Annotated in this window: 22 protein-coding genes; 10 read left to right on the forward strand and 12 right to left on the reverse strand. The window is 59.5% G+C overall.

The features are described 5' to 3' along the window. Nucleotides 1–55 precede the first annotated feature (55 nt). The 4 genes from proB to E4P01_RS24210 all read left to right on the forward strand — a co-directional run bounded on the left by proB (nt 56) and on the right by E4P01_RS24210 (nt 3,562). A complete protein-coding gene (gene proB / locus E4P01_RS24195) occupies nt 56–1,174 on the forward strand; it encodes a glutamate 5-kinase (protein ID WP_005791305.1) in 1,119 nt (372 codons plus the stop codon). A 16-nt stretch (nt 1,175–1,190) separates the two neighbouring features. Then, entirely contained in the window at nt 1,191–1,655 is a 465-nt protein-coding gene (locus E4P01_RS24200) for a CreA family protein (protein ID WP_216092092.1), read from the forward strand. A gap of 101 nt (nt 1,656–1,756) precedes the next feature. Then, a complete protein-coding gene (locus E4P01_RS24205; RefSeq protein WP_216092091.1) occupies nt 1,757–2,239 on the forward strand; it encodes a glutathione peroxidase in 483 nt (160 codons plus the stop codon). A gap of 219 nt (nt 2,240–2,458) precedes the next feature. Next, nucleotides 2,459–3,562 carry an NADH:flavin oxidoreductase gene (locus tag E4P01_RS24210; RefSeq protein ID WP_032879538.1) on the forward strand — a complete coding sequence of 368 codons (1,104 nt, stop codon included), beginning with the start codon at nt 2,459–2,461 and terminating at the stop codon, nt 3,560–3,562. A 49-nt stretch (nt 3,563–3,611) separates the two neighbouring features. Here the strand turns inward: E4P01_RS24210 and E4P01_RS24215 are convergent, their stop codons facing one another. The 4 genes from E4P01_RS24215 to cysZ form a co-directional block, all read right to left on the reverse strand. Then, nucleotides 3,612–3,791 carry a hypothetical protein gene (locus E4P01_RS24215; RefSeq protein ID WP_216092090.1) on the reverse strand — a complete coding sequence of 60 codons (180 nt, stop codon included), beginning with the start codon at nt 3,789–3,791 and terminating at the stop codon, nt 3,612–3,614. A gap of 26 nt (nt 3,792–3,817) precedes the next feature. Continuing rightward, nucleotides 3,818–4,246 carry a hypothetical protein gene (locus E4P01_RS24220; protein ID WP_248130150.1) on the reverse strand — a complete coding sequence of 143 codons (429 nt, stop codon included), beginning with the start codon at nt 4,244–4,246 and terminating at the stop codon, nt 3,818–3,820. Between the two features lie 234 nt (nt 4,247–4,480). Beyond that, a complete protein-coding gene (locus E4P01_RS24225) occupies nt 4,481–5,659 on the reverse strand; it encodes a glycosyltransferase family 1 protein (protein WP_216092089.1) in 1,179 nt (392 codons plus the stop codon). 54 nt (nt 5,660–5,713) lie between these two features. Further along, a complete protein-coding gene (gene cysZ, locus E4P01_RS24230) occupies nt 5,714–6,478 on the reverse strand; it encodes a sulfate transporter CysZ (protein WP_078822280.1) in 765 nt (254 codons plus the stop codon). 294 nt (nt 6,479–6,772) lie between these two features. Between cysZ and trxB the strand changes: the two genes are divergently transcribed. Further along, nucleotides 6,773–7,735 (forward strand): thioredoxin-disulfide reductase, encoded by a 963-nt coding sequence (gene trxB / locus E4P01_RS24235; protein ID WP_003194076.1) that lies wholly within the window; start codon nt 6,773–6,775, stop codon nt 7,733–7,735. 123 nt (nt 7,736–7,858) lie between these two features. On the opposite strand, the gene E4P01_RS24240 is transcribed toward trxB, so the two are convergent. From E4P01_RS24240 to E4P01_RS24265, 6 genes are read right to left on the reverse strand one after another with little or no spacing between them, the layout of a single operon-like run. Beyond that, nucleotides 7,859–8,200, reverse strand: a complete 342-nt coding sequence (locus E4P01_RS24240) for a HopJ type III effector protein (protein WP_078822278.1) — start codon at nt 8,198–8,200, stop codon at nt 7,859–7,861. Further along, nucleotides 8,193–8,489: a DUF1244 domain-containing protein gene (locus E4P01_RS24245; RefSeq protein ID WP_032879544.1), complete on the reverse strand. Its 297-nt coding sequence runs from the start codon at nt 8,487–8,489 to the stop codon at nt 8,193–8,195. The genes E4P01_RS24240 and E4P01_RS24245 overlap by 8 nt, the downstream gene beginning before the upstream one ends. Nucleotides 8,490–8,504: 15 nt before the next feature. After that, on the reverse strand, nt 8,505–8,876 hold the full coding sequence (folX, locus tag E4P01_RS24250; protein ID WP_032857710.1) for a dihydroneopterin triphosphate 2'-epimerase: 372 nt from the start codon (nt 8,874–8,876) through the stop codon (nt 8,505–8,507). Between the two features lie 2 nt (nt 8,877–8,878). After that, entirely contained in the window at nt 8,879–9,439 is a 561-nt protein-coding gene (gene folE, locus E4P01_RS24255) for a GTP cyclohydrolase I FolE (RefSeq protein ID WP_005791285.1), read from the reverse strand. 20 nt (nt 9,440–9,459) lie between these two features. Beyond that, complete coding sequence (gene folM / locus E4P01_RS24260; RefSeq protein ID WP_216092195.1) at nt 9,460–10,167, reverse strand: dihydromonapterin reductase; 708 nt, start codon at nt 10,165–10,167, stop codon at nt 9,460–9,462. Between the two features lie 58 nt (nt 10,168–10,225). Beyond that, the gene (locus E4P01_RS24265) at nt 10,226–10,783 is read right to left on the reverse strand and encodes an antibiotic biosynthesis monooxygenase (RefSeq protein ID WP_032879547.1); all 558 of its coding nucleotides are present in this window, start codon (nt 10,781–10,783) and stop codon (nt 10,226–10,228) included. Between the two features lie 212 nt (nt 10,784–10,995). Between E4P01_RS24265 and E4P01_RS24270 the strand changes: the two genes are divergently transcribed. Then, nucleotides 10,996–11,952 (forward strand): MerR family transcriptional regulator, encoded by a 957-nt coding sequence (locus E4P01_RS24270; protein WP_216092088.1) that lies wholly within the window; start codon nt 10,996–10,998, stop codon nt 11,950–11,952. A gap of 2 nt (nt 11,953–11,954) precedes the next feature. On the opposite strand, the gene E4P01_RS24275 is transcribed toward E4P01_RS24270, so the two are convergent. Further along, entirely contained in the window at nt 11,955–12,560 is a 606-nt protein-coding gene (locus E4P01_RS24275) for a hypothetical protein (RefSeq protein WP_216092087.1), read from the reverse strand. Nucleotides 12,561–12,618: 58 nt separating this feature from the next. Next, on the reverse strand, nt 12,619–13,086 hold the full coding sequence (locus tag E4P01_RS24280; RefSeq protein ID WP_216092086.1) for a PAS domain-containing protein: 468 nt from the start codon (nt 13,084–13,086) through the stop codon (nt 12,619–12,621). A gap of 129 nt (nt 13,087–13,215) precedes the next feature. Here E4P01_RS24280 and E4P01_RS24285 point away from each other — a divergent pair, with 129 nt between their 5' ends. From E4P01_RS24285 to E4P01_RS24300, 4 genes are all read left to right on the forward strand, one after another. After that, nucleotides 13,216–13,671 (forward strand): flavodoxin, encoded by a 456-nt coding sequence (locus tag E4P01_RS24285; protein ID WP_032879551.1) that lies wholly within the window; start codon nt 13,216–13,218, stop codon nt 13,669–13,671. A 145-nt stretch (nt 13,672–13,816) separates the two neighbouring features. After that, nucleotides 13,817–14,599: a class II aldolase/adducin family protein gene (locus E4P01_RS24290; RefSeq protein ID WP_216092085.1), complete on the forward strand. Its 783-nt coding sequence runs from the start codon at nt 13,817–13,819 to the stop codon at nt 14,597–14,599. Further along, nucleotides 14,599–15,501, forward strand: coding sequence for an alpha/beta hydrolase (locus E4P01_RS24295; RefSeq protein WP_032879552.1), 903 nt, complete (start codon nt 14,599–14,601; stop codon nt 15,499–15,501). The genes E4P01_RS24290 and E4P01_RS24295 overlap by 1 nt, the downstream gene beginning before the upstream one ends. A gap of 130 nt (nt 15,502–15,631) precedes the next feature. After that, nucleotides 15,632–16,543 (forward strand): SDR family oxidoreductase, encoded by a 912-nt coding sequence (locus E4P01_RS24300; protein WP_005791267.1) that lies wholly within the window; start codon nt 15,632–15,634, stop codon nt 16,541–16,543. Nucleotides 16,544–16,845: the final 302 nt, after the last annotated feature.

Raw genomic sequence — 16,845 nt, forward strand, 5'->3', positions numbered from 1 at the left:
TATAACGTTATGGGCGGCGCTGGGTCGCGCGGCCCTCACTCTAAGGTTGAAGATGATGCGGAGCAAAGTGACAGGTGCGCAGCGCTGGGTCGTGAAGATCGGCAGTGCGTTGCTGACGGCCGATGGCAAGGGGCTGGATCGCGCAGCCATGAGCGTCTGGGTCGAGCAGATGGTGGCCTTGCATGAGGCCGGTGTCGAGTTGGTGCTGGTGTCGTCCGGGGCTGTTGCCGCCGGGATGAGCCGCCTCGGCTGGACCGCGCGACCCAGCGCGATGCACGAACTGCAAGCCGCCGCGGCCATCGGCCAGATGGGCCTGGTGCAAGCCTGGGAGTCCAGCTTTGCCGAGCACGGCCGCCACACGGCGCAGATCCTGCTGACCCACGACGACCTGTCCGACCGCAAGCGCTACCTCAATGCCCGCAGCACCTTGCGCGCCTTGGTGGAGCTCAAGGTCATCCCGGTCATCAATGAAAACGACACCGTGGTCACAGACGAAATCCGTTTCGGCGACAACGACACCCTGGCTGCGCTGGTGGCCAACCTGGTGGAAGCCGACCTGTTGGTGATCCTCACCGACCGCGACGGCATGTTCGACGCCGACCCGCGCAACAACCCCGATGCCCAGTTGATCTACGAAGCCCGCGCCGATGACCCCGCACTGGATGCGGTCGCCGGCAGTGTCGGCGGTGCCCTGGGCCGTGGCGGTATGCAGACCAAACTGCGCGCCGCTCGCCTGGCTGCGCGTTCCGGTGCCCATACCATCATCGTTGGTGGGCGCTTGGAGCGCGTGCTGGATCGCCTCAAGGCCGGTGAGCGCATCGGTACGCTGCTGTCGCCGGAACGCGGCATGCTGGCGGCGCGCAAGCAGTGGCTGGCCGGGCATCTGCAAACCCGTGGCACCCTGGTGCTGGATGAGGGCGCGGTCTCGGCGTTGTCCCAAGGCAACAAGAGCTTGCTGCCGGTGGGCGTCAAGCTGGTGCAGGGCAGCTTCCGCCGTGGCGAAATGGTGGTTTGCGTCGCGCCGGACGGTCGTGAGATTGCCCGTGGCCTGGCCAACTACAGCGCCCTTGAGGCGCAGAAGATTATTGGACAATCGTCTGACGCTATTGTCGGACTCTTGGGCTATATGGCGGAGCCGGAGCTGGTGCACCGCGATAACCTCATCCTGGTTTAAACGAAAGGAATACCCGATGCGTGTAATGAAGGGATTACTCGGCCTGTTATTGCTCATGCCACTGCTGGCCTCGGCCGAAGAAATCGCCCAGGTCTCGACGGTGTTCAAGTTTGTCGGCCCTAACGACCGGATTGTGGTCGAAGCGTTTGACGACCCCAAGGTTGACGGCGTGACCTGCTACCTGTCGCGTGCCAAGACCGGCGGCGTCAAAGGCGGCCTGGGCCTGGCCGAAGACCGCGCTGAGGCCTCGATTGCCTGCCGCCAGGTTGGCCCGATCCATTTCAAGGGCGAACTCAAGGACGGGGACGAAATCTTCAAGGAACGCACCTCCCTGGTGTTCAAGACCATGCAGGTGGTGCGTTTCCTCGACAAGAAGCGCAATACCCTGGTGTATCTGGTCTACAGCGACCGCCTGATCGAAGGCAGCCCGCAGAACGCGGTGACGGCGATTCCGATTCTGCCCTGGCCGACCGCTCAGTAACCTGCAGGCGAGTTTTGTCACCGGCGTCTATGATTGCAGACTCGCCGGTTGTAAGCTCCGAGAGCTGCAATGCAAAGAATATGGGATATCTGGAGTTCGTCATGAGTGCTTTCCACGATCTGAAACTCAAAGCCCTGGACGGACAAGAGCTACCGCTGGCGCCCTTCAAGGGCCAGGTTGTGCTGGTGGTCAATGTGGCGTCCAAATGTGGTTTGACCCCGCAATACGCAGCGTTGGAAAACCTCTACCAGCAATACAAAGACCAGGGATTCACGGTGCTCGGCTTGCCGTGCAATCAGTTTGCAGGCCAGGAGCCGGGGACCGAACAAGAGATCCGCGAGTTCTGCAGCCTGAACTACGGGGTGAGTTTTCCCCTGGGCAGCAAGCTCGAGGTCAACGGCCCGGATCGTCATCAGCTGTACCGCTTGCTGGCAGGTGAGGGCGCCGAGTTTCCAGGGGACATCACCTGGAACTTCGAGAAATTCCTGTTGGGTAAAGATGGCCGGGTACTCGCGCGCTTCTCGCCGCGTACGTCCCCGGACGACCCGACTATCATGCAGGCCATCGAAAAAGCCCTGAGCTGAAACACACCCACTGTAGGAGCGAGCTTGCTCGCGAAGATCGCCAACGATAACGCGTTGATCCTGACTTAACGCGTGTTCCCGGATTCTTCGCGAACAAGCTCGCTCCTACAGGTATTCGGCTACTTCTACCCCTTTAATCACCCAGATCAATAGTGCTACTAAGCACTGCACACTCGCCATATTATCCGCGTCATAAATCCCGTCCTGGTGGAGTGCTCCATGCCTGTCCAAGCCTTGTTCAAACCCTTCCAACTCGGTGGACTGCAACTGTCGACCCGCGTGGTCATGGCGCCCATGACCCGTTCGTTCTCTCCGGGTGGTGTACCCAACTCCAAGGTCATCGAGTACTACCGTCGTCGTGCGGCGGCCGGTGTGGGCCTGATCATCACTGAAGGTACCGTGGTCGATCACCGGGCGTCCAACGGCTACCCCAACGTCCCGCATTTCTACGGTGAGGCCGCGCTGGCCGGCTGGAAGAAAGTGGTCGACGCGGTACACGCCGAAGGCGGCAAGATTGTCCCGCAGTTGTGGCATGTGGGTAGCGTGCGCCGTATTGGCACCGAGCCTGATGCCAGCGTGCCTGCTTATGGCCCGATGGAAAAGCTCAAGGACGGCAACGTGGTTGTGCACGGTATGACGCAACAGGACATCAGGGACGTGATCAACGCCTTCGCCCAAGCTGCCAGTGACGCCCAGGCGATCGGCATGGACGGTGTAGAAATCCATGGCGCCCACGGTTACCTGGTGGATCAATTCTTCTGGGAGGGCAGCAACCAGCGCACCGACGAATACGGTGGCAGCCTGGCCAACCGTTCGCGCTTTGCCATTGAGCTGATCGAGGCCACCCGTGCTGCTGTAGGGCCGAATTTTCCGATCATCCTGCGTTTCTCGCAGTGGAAGCAGCAGGACTACACCGCACGCCTGGTGCAAACCCCTGAGGCGCTGGGTGAGTTCCTCAAGCCATTGGCTGAGGCCGGCGTAGATATTTTCCACTGCTCCACTCGCCGTTTCTGGGAGCCGGAGTTTGAAGGCTCCGACCTCAACCTTGCTGGCTGGACGCGTCAGCTCACGGGTAAGCCGACTATCACCGTGGGCAGTGTTGGCCTGGATGGCGAGTTCCTGCAATTTATGGTCAACACCGACAAGGTCGCGCAACCTGCCAGCCTCGAAAAGCTGCTGGAGCGCCTGAATAACGATGAGTTCGACCTGGTGGCCGTAGGGCGTGCGCTGCTGGTGGACCCGGATTGGGCCGTGAAGGTGCGCGAAGGGCGCGAAGGGGACATCTTGCCCTTCAGTCGCGACGCGTTGACCACTCTGGTGTAAACGGCTGGACTCCCTGTGAGCGTCACAGGGAGTTTCTTCTCTTTAGCGATTAATACTCTGGTCGCATATTCAACTCTTTACTGTGATCAGTCTTGAGCGTGTCTTTATGGCCAGGCTGGCCGTAGATTGGCGGTTCAGCACGGGCTTGATCCAGCCATTGTTGCTGCTGGGTCCATTGCGCGGTTGGCATGTTGACGCCATTGCGTACACCCATTCCATAAATTGACATGTTCCGTATCTCCCGGGGTTGGCTGATCAATAGGGGCGTACTGGCTGCGTCAGGGTTTGGTCGTATGGATGTGTGGGTTGCTGTGGACGATGCGAGCCGTAGTCGGGGCGTGTGGGCTGATGTGGACGATGCCAGCCGTAATCGGGTTGTGAGGGTTGCTGCGGACGATGCCAGCCGTAATCGGGTTGTGAGGGTTGCTGCGGACGATGCCAGCCATAATCGGGTTGTGTGGGTTGCTGCGGACGATGCCAGCCATAGTCGGGACGTGTAGGTTGCTGCGGGCGATGCGAGCCGTAGTCGGGACGTGTAGGTTGCTGCGGGCGATGCCAGCCGTAGTCGGGACGTGGGGGTTGCTGCGGGCGGTACCAGCCATTGTCGGGCCCCGTAGGCCTCTGGCTGAAGGTATCGGTAGTCGGGTACCGTGGAACCATGGATTCGTTTATCAGTGTCGACATAGTTATCTCTTAAGTTTCCATCATGAATGCCTGCCTCTTGGGTGCGATCTGTAAAAGACACCCCTGATAAGACAGGTGTCATGTGGGTGGTGATAAATCCTGCGGCGTTCCAGAAATATCCTGTGTGGGGGCGCTTATTCAGGCGCTCTGGCGCGAAAAAGCCTAACGCCTGGACCATTACTCGGGGGCTCGTCTGTCAGGCAGGTGAAGTGACTTACAGTCATTGCTGAGTCTTCAGCCTGCGTGCGGCTGTGTTGGGACGATAAAATGTTCCCCACACACACCTCGTAACTGCTGCTCGAACTGTTCGACAATCGCTGGCCAGCCCTGGCGGCTCGCGTGTTGACGCGCATTGAGGCGCATACGGCGTAAACTTTCCGCGTCCTCCAGCAGCCAATTGGCGGCGTCGCAAAACGCATTTTCGTCACCCGGCATCGCCAGCACCCCGTTGTAACCGTGACGAATATGCTGTGTGGCGGCAGCCTGGTCGTAGGCCACCACCCCCAACCCTGACGCCATGGCCTCCAGTACCACATTGCCAAAGGTTTCGGTCAGGCTGGGGAACAGGAACACATCGCCGGACGCGTAATGACGAGCCAGTTCTTCACCGCGCAAGGCACCGCAGAAAATTGCTTCGGGAAGGTCCTTTTCCAGCATTGCTCGTTGTGGTCCATCACCGACGATGATCAGTTTCATCTGACGCATGGGGTATCTGTTCTGCAAGGTCTCGAAACAGCGCTTGAGCAGGCCCAGGTTCTTTTCCTGGGCCAGCCGCCCTACATGCAGCACTGCGATTTGCTCATTATTCAATGCCCAGCGTTCCCGCAGAGCGCTGTCGCGTTTGGCGGGGTGGAACAATTGGCTGTCGACGCCTCTGGCCAACATCCCCAGGCGCTCAAAATGCCGACGCTCCAGTTCCAGGCGCTGACTGGCGCTTGGTACCAGGGTCAGGCTCGATCGGTTGTGAAACCAGCGCAGGTAATGGGTGACCATGCGACTGAGCAGGCTCAAGCCGTACTGGTTCGAATACTGCTGGAAGTTGGTATGAAAGCCGCTGACAACACTGATTCCCAAACGCCGCGCCGCACGCAGAGCGGATAAACCCAACGGCCCTTCGGTGGCGATATACAACACGTCCGGGCGCTGGCGGCTCCAGCGTCTGAGCAGTTTGCGCATCGACGATTGGCCCCATTGCAGCCCTGGATAACCGGGTAATGGCCAGCCGCGGCACAGCAGCAGTTGATCGTCACTCGGTCGGCTCTGATCAGCGCCCTGGCGTGGACGCACCAGTTCGACCTGATGACCACGCGAGCGCAAACCCTCGCACAGGCGGCCAAGGGTATTGGCCACGCCGTTGATTTCCGGCGGGAAGGTTTCGGTAATGAGGGTGATGTGAAGCGAGGCTGTCGTCATGACCCACAGTGTCACCGCGGGCCATGTCGCCATTGTGTCTGAGTGATGATGGATTTATGACGGGGTCACGGCCTGCTGCGTCATCGCCTCGGCACCTTGCTCACGCACCCAGAACAACGTCGCCCCGGCGACTGCCGCCGGCATCATCAGCAGGTTGACCACCGGCACCAGCAGCACTAGATAGACAACGCCGCCGAAGCTCATGCTCTGCCAGCGCTTCTGGCGCAGCCAGGCGAGCATCTCGTTCCAGCCCAGTTTGTGGTTGTCGGCCGGGTAGTCGATGTACTGGATTGCCATCATCCATACGCCAAAGAGCAACCACAGCGGCGCAGCGATCAGGTTGACCACTGGAATGAACGACAAGATAAACAGTCCGATAGCTCGTGGCAGGAAGTAGCCCAGCTTGCGCATTTCCCGGGCCAGGGTACGCGGCACCATGGCGATCAACTCACCCCAACTGAACGCCGGAAAGTCATCGGTGCCGCGCACCACCACTTCAACCTTCTCCGAGAGAAAGCCGTTGAACGGCGCTGCGATGATATTGGCGAGCATGGTGAAGGTGAAAAACACCATCAGCACCACCAACACCACAAACAATGGCCACAACAGGTAATTCAGAAAACTCAGCCAACTGGGCAGCGTCGGCATCAGATGGTCGACCCACAGGCTGAACTGATGGCCGGCGAAATAGATCAAGCCGACGAACAGCACCAGGTTGATCGCCAGCGGCAGCAGCACAAACAAGCGCAAGCCAGGGCTCAACACCAGTTTGAGGCCTTCACGCAGGTATTGCGGACCGGAAAGAGCGGGGGCGGGCATGGTGAACTCCGAGCAGGATGACGAACGCGCCGACCTTACCGGCTTTGTATCGTGGGCGAAAGCGGCGACATCATCAGTAACATTAGGGGGAGCAATGGCGTCGATTAATCGGGCCGACTGCATAGAGACCACCTATGAGCTGGATTGTTATTCCGTATTTCCTTAATCTTGCCCCCCTCGATACGCTGCACCCATTATTTTCAGGGCCTGCGAGTTCAAGCCTTCCCCAAGTGCTTCGTGGTCCCTTTTTTATTCCAGCCGCCTTGTAGTCCGGGCGGTCGATAGGAGCGAGTCATGTCTGATACCCGCCATTCGCGAGTGATTATTCTCGGTTCCGGCCCTGCCGGTTACAGCGCTGCCGTCTACGCTGCCCGGGCCAACCTCAAGCCGCTGCTGATCACCGGCATGCAGGCGGGCGGTCAGTTGACCACCACCACCGAAGTCGACAACTGGCCGGGCGATGTCCACGGACTGACCGGCCCGGTGCTGATGGAGCGTATGAAAGAGCACGCCGAGCGCTTTGAAACCGAGATCGTGTTTGATCACATCAACAAGGTCGACTTCTCCAAGAAGCCTTACAGCCTGACCGGCGACAGTGGCGTCTACACTTGTGACGCCCTGATCATCGCCACCGGTGCCAGTGCTCGTTACCTGGGCCTGCCATCGGAAGAAGCGTTCATGGGCAAGGGGGTTTCGGCCTGCGCTACCTGCGACGGTTTCTTCTACCGCAACAAGCCGGTCGCTGTGGTCGGTGGTGGTAACACCGCTGTGGAGGAGGCGCTGTACCTGGCCAACATCGCCAGCACTGTGACCCTGGTTCACCGTCGCGAGACCTTCCGCGCCGAGAAGATCCTGATCGACAAGCTGCATGCCCGTGTGGCAGAAGGCAAGATCATCCTCAAGCTCAACGCCACCCTGGATGAAGTCCTGGGCGACAACATGGGCGTGACCGGTGCGCGCCTGAAGAACAACGATGGCAGCTTCGACGAATTGAAAGTCGACGGTGTATTCATCGCCATCGGCCACACCCCGAACACCTCGCTGTTCGAAGGCGTGCTGGAAGCCAAAGATGGCTACTTGGTGGTGCAGGGCGGCCGCGAAGGCAATGCTACCGCGACCAACATCGAAGGCATTTTCGCTGCCGGCGACGTGGCTGACCACGTCTACCGCCAGGCCATCACCTCGGCCGGCGCCGGTTGCATGGCGGCCCTGGATGCCGAGCGCTACCTCGATGGTTTGAAGGACGCTTCGTTCTAAACAACGCTGCAAAAAAATGTGGGAGGGGGCTTGCTCCCGATAGCGGTGTGTCAGCCAACTAATACTTGGCTGAAACCTGCTATCGGGAGCAAGCCCCCTCCCACATTTGGATATGTATTTGACTCAGGATTTGCGAGCCAGGGGCTGCGCGGCAAATTTTACCCCATCCAACCCATGGGCAATCAACGCCCGAATATTGCCATGGTCACAGCCCTCAGGCGTCGCCACCACCGACCGGTAGTGCTCTCCAAACGCCAGCAACGCTTCCTGATCGCTCAAGCCTTCCAGCAACGCCAAACCCAGGGTCTTGCACGAACCTTCGTTCTGCCCGGCAGCGTTTTCCACATCGCCATTGGTGAACGCTTGTGGCTGGTAGTCGTAACCGTCGGCGATAAAGGCCAGGGTGTCGGCAAAGACGTGTTCGCCACTGTTGAGGCTGGCGCGCAGGGTGTTCAGATCAGTCATGGGGCTTTCCTTTGGCGAACGCGGCCTGTTGGTCGGCGTTGGCTTCTTGCTGGTATTGGGCTTTCCACTCGGCATAGGGCATGCCGTACACCACTTCACGGGCGTCATCGAGGCTGACCTCGATCTGGCGTTCGTCGGCCTCGGCCTTGTACCACTTGGACAGGCAGTTGCGGCAGAAGCCGGCCAGGTTCATCAGGTCGATGTTCTGTACATCCTTTCGGCTGTCCAGGTGGGCCACCAGCCGGCGGAAGGCGGCAGCTTCAAGTTCGAGGCGTTGTTGGTCGTTCATAGGGCTCACTTAGTATCAGCGGCTGGCGGCTAGAGTGATCGAAACCGACTCGGCAAAGCGCAGCGCGTGGGGCTTGTCGACTTCCACCTCGGCGTACAACACCGATTCGTTGCTCATCACCAGGTCCAGCAATTCCTGGGTCAGGCGCTCCAGCAGGGCGAAGCGGTTGCCTTCCACATGGGCGATGATCGCCTTGGTGATGGTGCGGTAGTTCAAGGCGTGGTCGATATCGTTGTCGCGCACGGCGTCCTGGGCGGCATACAGGATGGTCAGGTTGATCAGCACATCCTGCTTGTTGAGGATTTCGTCCTCATTGATGCCGATAAAAGTGCGCAGGCACAGGTCTTTGACCCGGATGCGCGCCATGCCTGGTTGAAGTTGTGGCATTGCTACTTGCTCCGTCCAATCAATTGCAGGAACTCCATGCGCGTGGTGTTCGATTCGCGGAAGGCGCCGAGCATCACTGAGGTGTTCATGGTTGAATTCTGTTTCTCCACGCCGCGCATCATCATGCACATGTGCTTGGCTTCGATCACCACTGCCACGCCGGCGGCCTGGGTCACGTCCTGGATGGCGTCGGCGATTTGCCGCGTAAGGTTTTCCTGGATCTGCAGGCGCCGGGCAAACATGTCGACGATGCGCGCCAGTTTAGACAGGCCCAGCACCTTGCCGGTCGGAATATAGGCCACGTGCGCCTTGCCGATAAAGGGCAGCAGGTGATGCTCGCACAACGAGTACAACTCGATGTCCTTGAGGATCACCATCTCGTCATTGTCGGAGGCGAACAGCGCGCCGTTGACGATTTCTTCCAGGTTCTGCGCGTAGCCATGACACAGGTACTGCATGGCCTTGGCGGCACGCTTGGGCGTGTCGAGCAGGCCCTCGCGCTCTGGGTCTTCGCCCAGGCCCTTGAGGATTTCGCGGTAGTGGTGGGGCAGGGAAAGGGTCATACAACATCCTCGCAAACGGCTTACTTGATATGCCGCCCGCCGTTGACGGTCAGGGTGGTACCGGTGACATAGGGGTTGTCCAGCAGGTAACGCACGCTCTGGTAGATCACCTCAGGCCCGGGCTCGATGCCCAGGGCCGACTTGGCCAGGACCTTGGCGCGATAGGCCGCGTCGTCGCCTTCGTTGAACATCACCATGGCCGGCGCGATACCGTTGACCTTGATCAGCGGCGCGAACTGCGCGGCAAACGATAGCGTGAGGCTGTCGAGGCCGGCCTTGGTGGCGCAATAGGCGATGTGCTGACGGCTGCCCTTGCGCACCACGTCATCGCTGATGTGCACGATATCGGCAGGTGTCGAGCGTTGCAGCAAGGGTGAACAATGCAGGTTGATCAGGTACGGCGCAAGCATGTGTACGCTGAACATATCGATAAACGCGCGGCTTTCGTCGCCCGCTGTTTCTGCGACCCAGGCCGAAGCATTGTGGATGATCGCACGCAGGCTTTGGGTATGGGTTTGCAACTGCGCGATGAAGGCAAGAATCCCGGCTTCGCTGGAAAAGTCGGCAAATACGCCGATGGCCCCTCGTTCACGTAGCGCCTGCACGCCTGGGCGTTCGCTGCGGTAACTGAAAATCACCGAGTAGCCATCATCCAACAGGCGCTCGGCACAATGCAGGCCGACGCGCTGGCCGGCACCGGTGATCAGGATCGGTGCGTGGGTTGCAATCATGGGAGGCTCAAGTCGCTGGCAGACGCAAACTATACCAGCGACCCGGCCCCTGTGCTCATACGGCGGCTTCGGTGACTTTGCGCGGTGGCGAGGGGTGCAGCCAGTTCGCCAACAGATGCGTCGAGAGCGGAATAAAGAGGTAAACCATCAGCGGCGTCAGGGCGGCGGTGCTGACCAGTACACGGCTGAACAGGTCCAACTCGCCAAGCAGCGGGCCGAGACCGAAGTTGAACAACAATGACACCGGGAAGAACGCCAGCCAAATCGCGACCGCCTGTTTCCAGCGCGGCGGGCGTGCCCCTACGGCACCAAACCAGCCATCGATACCGCTGACACGACGCTCGCAAGGGTTGGCAAACAGCTCGCTACCGCGACTCAGCCAGGCGCTGCGCGAGGCTGAAAATTCCCAGGCGTGCAGGGTTTTCTCATCGGCGAAGCGGAAGATGATCTGGAACTCATCATCATGGGGTGGCGGGGCGAGTACGCCGGAACCCAGGTAACCCGGGAAGTCAGTGGCCAATTGCTCGCCTTCGCGCAGCCAAGCCATCAATTCTTCGTAGCGACCTTTGGCGACGCGGCGCGCAACCATCAACGTGACGGGTGAGGTAGACATGGTGTATCTCCAGGTATCGAGTGCGCTGGGCCGGGTAAGCGGCGCACGAACGAGGCTGCGGGGTGCTGCAGCGACGTAAAAAACAGGCAAGGATTATTCCTGTTTTGCCGAAATACGCCAGAAACTTCGGATGGATCGCCGTAGATCTTGAATCATGGGCATCAATGGGCGTTAAATAGGATCCAAATCCATATGGATATTGCTGACAGCTGATGTCCCAAATCATAGCTCCGTCTCTTGAAGCATCACCTGATAGTCACGCTGACGCCGAAGTGCTGTTTCCAATTCGTGAAGTGGCAAGACTTACAGGCGTTAACCCGGTGACTTTACGTGCCTGGGAGCGTCGCTATGGCTTGATTCAACCCACTCGCACCGAAAGTGGGCATCGGCTGTACTCAAGCACCGATATCGACACGGTTCATCGCATTCTTGACTGGATCGAACGCGGCGTAGCGGTGAGCAAAGTGGGCAAGATCCTGGCGCGTGATCAACGGCCCGGCGAGGTGGCCACGGCGTCACGCAGCGATATCGAACTGGAATGGCAGCAGTGGCAGGCGCAACTGCGGGTGGCCATCAGCGCTTTTGATGATCGTGAACTGGGGCAGTTGTACGGACAAATCTTCAGCGCTTATTCAACCACCGTCGTCTTTCAGGACATCATGATGCCCCTCTGGCAGCAACTGCTGCGTCACCAGGGGCGTTTTGGCCAAGCCAGCGAATGGCTGTTTTTCGACAACTTCCTGCGTTCGCGCACCGCTCAACGGCTGCAATTGGCCTGTGCTTCACCGGCGCCGAGGGTGTTGCTGGCCGCCATTGCCGGGGAGTGCCGTGAGCTGGAACTGTTGGTCGCGGGTTTGTTGATATCCAGCGACAAGCTCGCGGTAAAAGTCCTGGGTGTTGGCCAACCGCTCGATGAGTTGACGCTGGTCTGCGAGAGAACTCGGCCACAAGCCCTGGTGCTGTTTTCCAACCATTCTCCGGGTGCAGAACTGCCTTCGCGGCTCAGTCGCCTGGCATTGACGCTCAATTGCCCGTTGCTGTTGGCTGGCGATGCCTCGGACCTCGCCGAGCACAGCCTGGCAGGCTCATCGATAGGTTGCCTGGGCAATGACGGACGTTTGATGCAGCGCCGCTTGCAGCAGTTTCTCAGCGGTCGCCTGGATACCTGAACTCAGGCGTGCACATGGGGATGAACCAGGCGGTGCTGGTGCAGAATGAACTGGCGCAGGCGCTCGGTCTCATCTGCATCACTCTGGTTCAGGCGGTAAGCGAACAGGCCTCGGGCAGTTTCCCGCTCCAGCGTGCCGCGAAGCGCGATACGTTCGTAGCCGGAAGGGCTGAACCACAGGGAAAAGGTCTTGGGCGGTTTTGCCCGGCCGCGCACTTCTACCAGTACACCCTTGAATGATATTTCGTGCACCCACAATGCACTGGGGTAGCCCTTGACGTTTTCCAACGCCACGGGCGCTTCAAGGGCCAGGCGCCACGGGCGGATCATCGGCCCGTCTTCGAAAATGCTCGGCACGCCCAGGCGCAGATGCACCGCATGAAACTCATCTTCCACCAAGCGCAGGGGGAAGGTAAGTTGCTGGTTGTCGAACTGCGCCTGGATGGTGACCTGGTCGTGAGCGGCCAGCCGCGTGAGCAAATCACGAATCTGCGCGCCGCCATTAACCGTCAGGCTCGACCACGCATCCCGCAGATTGAGCTGCGGGTTGTGCTGCATGTCCTGGATAAAGTCCAGTTCGTCCTGCGTCAAAAGCGTGTCGCGGTGCATTGATCTAGCTCAAGGCTGAGGCATTAAAGAGCCATTATCGCTCTAAAGACCGCGTTTTTTACAGTTTGTTAATTCCACTCGTCGCCTTGAGCGCCGCGAGCTCGTTTTTAAGCTCGGCCAACTGCGCTTCCAACTGGGCGACGCGTTGCTGCGCCTTGACTTGAGTGGTGACGTCTTTTTGCACACCGACGAAATACGTTTGCCTGTCCGCCTCGTTGTACACCGTCGAAAGTGACAGCTCATTCCAGAAGTGAGTGCCGTCCTTACGGTAGTTACGCAGGATCTCGCGACATGCGCCGCCGTTGTCGAGGGCTTCACGAATGGCCATCAGTGCCGGCTGGTCACGGTCACCGGACTGGAGGAAGCGGCAGTCCTGATAAAGGATCTCGTCCAGGGTGTAGCCGGTCAGGCGTTCGAACGCAGGGTTGACGTAGATCAGCGGTTTGTCCTTGCCCTCACGCTCGGCAACGACGATCCCATCGTTGGAGGCATTGACGACCATTTGCAGCAGCTTGGCGTTAATCATTGAGCGGTCCATGGCTTGTGTTTGACGGTGCAAGTTTAAGGCAAGTCTTGATTCTTGCACGCTGCGCGCTGAATTATCGGCACAGACTGCTAATATCCCAGGCTTTGACTCAACTACAGGATCAGATTGATGAAAGTCGCCATCCTTTCCGGCTCGGTCTACGGTACGGCTGAAGAAGTCGCTCGCCATGCGGAAAAAATCCTCAAGGACGCCGGTTTTGAAGCCTGGCACAACCCTCGCGCCAGCCTGGGCGAGGTGCAGGCGTTTGCTCCCGATGCGTTCCTTGCGGTGACCTCGACCACCGGCATGGGCGAGTTGCCCGATAATCTGCAACTGCTGTACTCAAGCATTCGCGACCAACTCCCCGCCGCCTGGCGCGGGCTGCCGGGCGCGGTCATCGGCCTGGGTGACGCCAGCTATGGCGATACGTTCTGCGGTGGCGGCGAGCAAATGCGCGAACTGTTCGGCGAGTTGGGCGTGCGTGAAGTGCTGCCGATGCTGCGCCTGGACGCCAGCGAAAGCGTGACCCCGGAAGCCGACGCCGAGCCTTGGCTGGCTGAACTGGTCGTCGCGCTGCGCGGTTGAGCGAAGGGGCGGCCGTTGTACTATTCTCTTGGCTGACTCGCTCAGTCATCAAGCTGGCTGCGAAGGCAACTCCTTGTGCCACGGCGTCTGACTAGACTGGCTCTCACTTAGACACAATAACAAGTGCGCCAAGGAGGACGTTGCCGTGAGCCTAGCCCCTGCATCATCGCCAGAAAACATCAAAGCCCAGGTCAGTGCTGCCGAATGGCAAACCCGCGTTGACCTGGCGGCCTGTTATCGCCTGGTGGCGATGCATGGTTGGGATGATCTGATCTTCACGCATATTTCCGCCAAGGTGCCGGGCACGGAAGATTTCCTGATCAACCCTTATGGGCTGATGTTCCACGAAATCACGGCCTCAAGCCTGGTCAAGGTTGACCAGGCCGGCAACAAGCAAATGGACAGCCCCTACGAGATCAACCCCGCGGGCTATACCATCCACAGCGCCATCCACGAAGTGCGTCATGACGTGACCTGCGTGTTGCATACCCACACCGCTGCCGGTGTGGCGGTTTGCGCACAAAAGCAAGGCGTATTGCCCATCAGTCAGCAGTCGCTGTTTGTGTTGTCCAGCCTCGGCTATCACGCCTACGAAGGCGTAGCACTGAACCACGAGGAAAAAGCCCGTTTGCAGGCGGACCTTGGGCAAAACAATTTCCTCATGCTGCATAACCACGGCTTGCTGACCTGTGCTGGCACCATCGCCGATACCTTCCTGATGATGTTCACCTTCCAGCGCGCCTGCGAGATCCAGGTGCTGGCGCAAAACGGCGCAGCGCAGCTGATTGCCATCGAGCCGCAAATCCTGGCTGGCGCCACGGCGATGGTGGCGGCTGTCACAAAAAGCGCCCAAGGTATGGGAGGTGCGCTGGCCTGGCCGGCGCTGCTGCGCAAATTGGACCACCAGAACCCCGGGTATAAAAGCTGATGCCACTCGCCGAGATACCGCTCAGAGCCTGGCGCAAACGCGGCCAGGACTTCGTCTTTCGTGGCCGTACCCTGCGTTACTGGGTGGCCGGGCAGGGCACGCCTCTGCTGCTTATTCATGGCTTCCCCACCGCCAGTTGGGATTGGCATTACCTGTGGCAGCCCCTGGCCCAGCGCAATCTGGTGATTGCCTGCGACATGCTCGGTTTTGGTGACTCGGCCAAGCCCCTGAACCACGACTATTGCCTGTTGGAGCAAGCCGACTTGCAACAGGCGTTGCTTGAACACCTGGGAGTGGAGCAGCCGGTGCATGTGTTGGCCCATGACTATGGCGACAGTGTCGCCCAGGAGTTACTTGCCCGGCATTACGAAGGCCGCTTCCAGATGGCCAGTTGCGTATTTCTCAACGGCGGGCTGTTCCCGGAAACCCACCGTCCCACCCTGGTGCAAAAGTTATTGCTCAGCCCGTTGGGCTGGATGATCGGCCGGGCTTATGGGCGCAATGCCCTGGCCAGCAGTTTCAGCCAGATATTCGGCCCGCGAACGCGGCCCAGTGAAAGCGCTCTGGATGATTTCTGGAGTCTGATCAGTTGCAACGACGGGCCGCGTATCCTGCACAAACTGATCGCCTACATTCCCCAGCGTCGACGCCTGCGTGATCGCTGGGTGGCCGCCATGCAGCACGGCAGCGTGCCGATGCGGGTGATCGACGGCGAGGTGGACCCGATTTCCGGCGGCCATATGGTCGAGCGCTTTGAGCAACTGGTGCCCCACGCTGACACGGTATTGCTGGCCGATATCGGCCATTACCCGCAGATCGAGGCGCCGGTGCAGGTGCTCAGGCATTACCAGGCCTTTCGGGATCGCATCGGCCAGCCTTCGCCGCAAGCGGTCTATTCCTGAGCCTGGCTTCTCCAGCGGGTATCATCCTGCTGCCTTATCGAGCACCATTCAGCCTCGGCCGTCTTTATTGTGACCAAAGGCGCTGTGCGTGACACTCTGCCTATTCCCATTGTCGCCAGCGGAGTTCGGTATGAGTGAATCAGTGCAGTTCCAGGATAAGGTCGTGATCGTCACCGGTGCCGGCGGTGGCCTGGGCCGTGCTCATGCACTGCTGTTCGCCAGGCACGGAGCCAAAGTGCTGGTCAATGACCTGGGTGGCTCCACCCAGGGCGAGGGCGCCAACGCCTCGGCGGCCGACCGGGTGGTAGCAGAGATTCGCGCGGCAGGCGGCATTGCCGAGGCCAACCATGATTCGGTCACCGACGGTGACAAGATCGTACAGAACGCTCTGGATGTCTTCGGCCGGATCGACGTGGTAGTCAACAACGCCGGGATCCTGCGCGACAAGACTTTCCACAAGATGGACGACGGCGACTGGGATCTGGTTTACCGGGTGCATGTCGAAGGCGCCTACAAGGTTACGCGCGCTGCCTGGCCCCATCTGCGCGAGCAAGGTTATGGCCGGGTGATCTTCACCGCCTCCACGTCAGGCATCTACGGCAACTTCGGCCAGTCCAACTACGGCATGGCCAAGCTGGGCCTGTATGGGTTGACCCGCACCCTGGCGCTGGAAGGGCGCAAGAACAATATCCTGGTCAACGCCATCGCCCCTACCGGCGGTACGCGCATGACCGAAGGGCTGATCCCGCCCCAGGTATTCGAGCGGCTCAAGCCGGAACTGGTCAGCCCGTTGGTGGTGTATTTGGGCAGTGAAGCCTGCCAGGAAACGTCAGGGTTGTTCGAAGTGGGTGGCGGCTGGATCGGCAAGACCCGTTGGGAGCGCAGCCTGGGGGTGGGGTTTGATCCCGAAGCGGGCTTCTCGCCGGACGACGTGGCGGCGCACTGGCAGCAGATCTGTGATTTCGAAGGGGCTGCACATCCCAAGGACAACATTGAGGCATTGAAGGAGATGATGGCCAACTTGCAGAAGTTCAGCCTCTGATCATTGCCGGAACATCACTGAATCTCGCGGGGCGTCGATGACGCCCCGTTTTATTTCAGGCATAAAAAAGGCCGCTGCATAAGCAGCGGCCGAAGTAAGACGTTGGATCAAGGAGCGACAAATCAACGTCAGTGAACACCGGTAACAGACTGAATACGGGATCAATCCGTTGTAAATCTGCTGTTCTCCCCAAGCAGGGAGCGGGCCATTTGCCCTGAAAGCGAGGTAAGAATAGTCGCTTGTAACAAAATGAGTAATAGCAGTTCAGGACAAGGACTGTTACCAATTACGCAACAGTTGTG

Origin of the sequence: Pseudomonas sp. NCIMB 10586 (genome assembly GCF_023127895.1) — a bacterium.
GTDB lineage: Bacteria > Pseudomonadota > Gammaproteobacteria > Pseudomonadales > Pseudomonadaceae > Aquipseudomonas > Aquipseudomonas synxantha_A.

What these genes read in the sequence shown, in the direction of transcription:
- E4P01_RS24210 (WP_032879538.1), top strand. Translation starts at nt 2,459, where the DNA reads ATGCCTGTCCAAGCCTTGTTCAAACCCTTCCAACTCGGTGGACTGCAA.
- E4P01_RS24245 (WP_032879544.1), bottom strand. Translation starts at nt 8,489, where the DNA reads ATGAACGACCAACAACGCCTCGAACTTGAAGCTGCCGCCTTCCGCCGG.
- proB (WP_005791305.1), top strand. Translation starts at nt 56, where the DNA reads ATGCGGAGCAAAGTGACAGGTGCGCAGCGCTGGGTCGTGAAGATCGGC.
- E4P01_RS24265 (WP_032879547.1), bottom strand. Translation starts at nt 10,783, where the DNA reads ATGTCTACCTCACCCGTCACGTTGATGGTTGCGCGCCGCGTCGCCAAA.
- E4P01_RS24215 (WP_216092090.1), bottom strand. Translation starts at nt 3,791, where the DNA reads ATGTCAATTTATGGAATGGGTGTACGCAATGGCGTCAACATGCCAACC.
- cysZ (WP_078822280.1), bottom strand. Translation starts at nt 6,478, where the DNA reads ATGCCCGCCCCCGCTCTTTCCGGTCCGCAATACCTGCGTGAAGGCCTC.
- E4P01_RS24280 (WP_216092086.1), bottom strand. Translation starts at nt 13,086, where the DNA reads ATGATTAACGCCAAGCTGCTGCAAATGGTCGTCAATGCCTCCAACGAT.
- E4P01_RS24225 (WP_216092089.1), bottom strand. Translation starts at nt 5,659, where the DNA reads ATGACGACAGCCTCGCTTCACATCACCCTCATTACCGAAACCTTCCCG.
- E4P01_RS24220 (WP_248130150.1), bottom strand. Translation starts at nt 4,246, where the DNA reads ATGTCGACACTGATAAACGAATCCATGGTTCCACGGTACCCGACTACC.
- trxB (WP_003194076.1), top strand. Translation starts at nt 6,773, where the DNA reads ATGTCTGATACCCGCCATTCGCGAGTGATTATTCTCGGTTCCGGCCCT.
- E4P01_RS24275 (WP_216092087.1), bottom strand. Translation starts at nt 12,560, where the DNA reads ATGCACCGCGACACGCTTTTGACGCAGGACGAACTGGACTTTATCCAG.
- E4P01_RS24300 (WP_005791267.1), top strand. Translation starts at nt 15,632, where the DNA reads ATGAGTGAATCAGTGCAGTTCCAGGATAAGGTCGTGATCGTCACCGGT.
- folX (WP_032857710.1), bottom strand. Translation starts at nt 8,876, where the DNA reads ATGCCACAACTTCAACCAGGCATGGCGCGCATCCGGGTCAAAGACCTG.
- E4P01_RS24295 (WP_032879552.1), top strand. Translation starts at nt 14,599, where the DNA reads ATGCCACTCGCCGAGATACCGCTCAGAGCCTGGCGCAAACGCGGCCAG.
- E4P01_RS24285 (WP_032879551.1), top strand. Translation starts at nt 13,216, where the DNA reads ATGAAAGTCGCCATCCTTTCCGGCTCGGTCTACGGTACGGCTGAAGAA.
- E4P01_RS24200 (WP_216092092.1), top strand. Translation starts at nt 1,191, where the DNA reads ATGCGTGTAATGAAGGGATTACTCGGCCTGTTATTGCTCATGCCACTG.
- E4P01_RS24270 (WP_216092088.1), top strand. Translation starts at nt 10,996, where the DNA reads ATGTCCCAAATCATAGCTCCGTCTCTTGAAGCATCACCTGATAGTCAC.
- E4P01_RS24240 (WP_078822278.1), bottom strand. Translation starts at nt 8,200, where the DNA reads ATGACTGATCTGAACACCCTGCGCGCCAGCCTCAACAGTGGCGAACAC.
- E4P01_RS24205 (WP_216092091.1), top strand. Translation starts at nt 1,757, where the DNA reads ATGAGTGCTTTCCACGATCTGAAACTCAAAGCCCTGGACGGACAAGAG.
- folE (WP_005791285.1), bottom strand. Translation starts at nt 9,439, where the DNA reads ATGACCCTTTCCCTGCCCCACCACTACCGCGAAATCCTCAAGGGCCTG.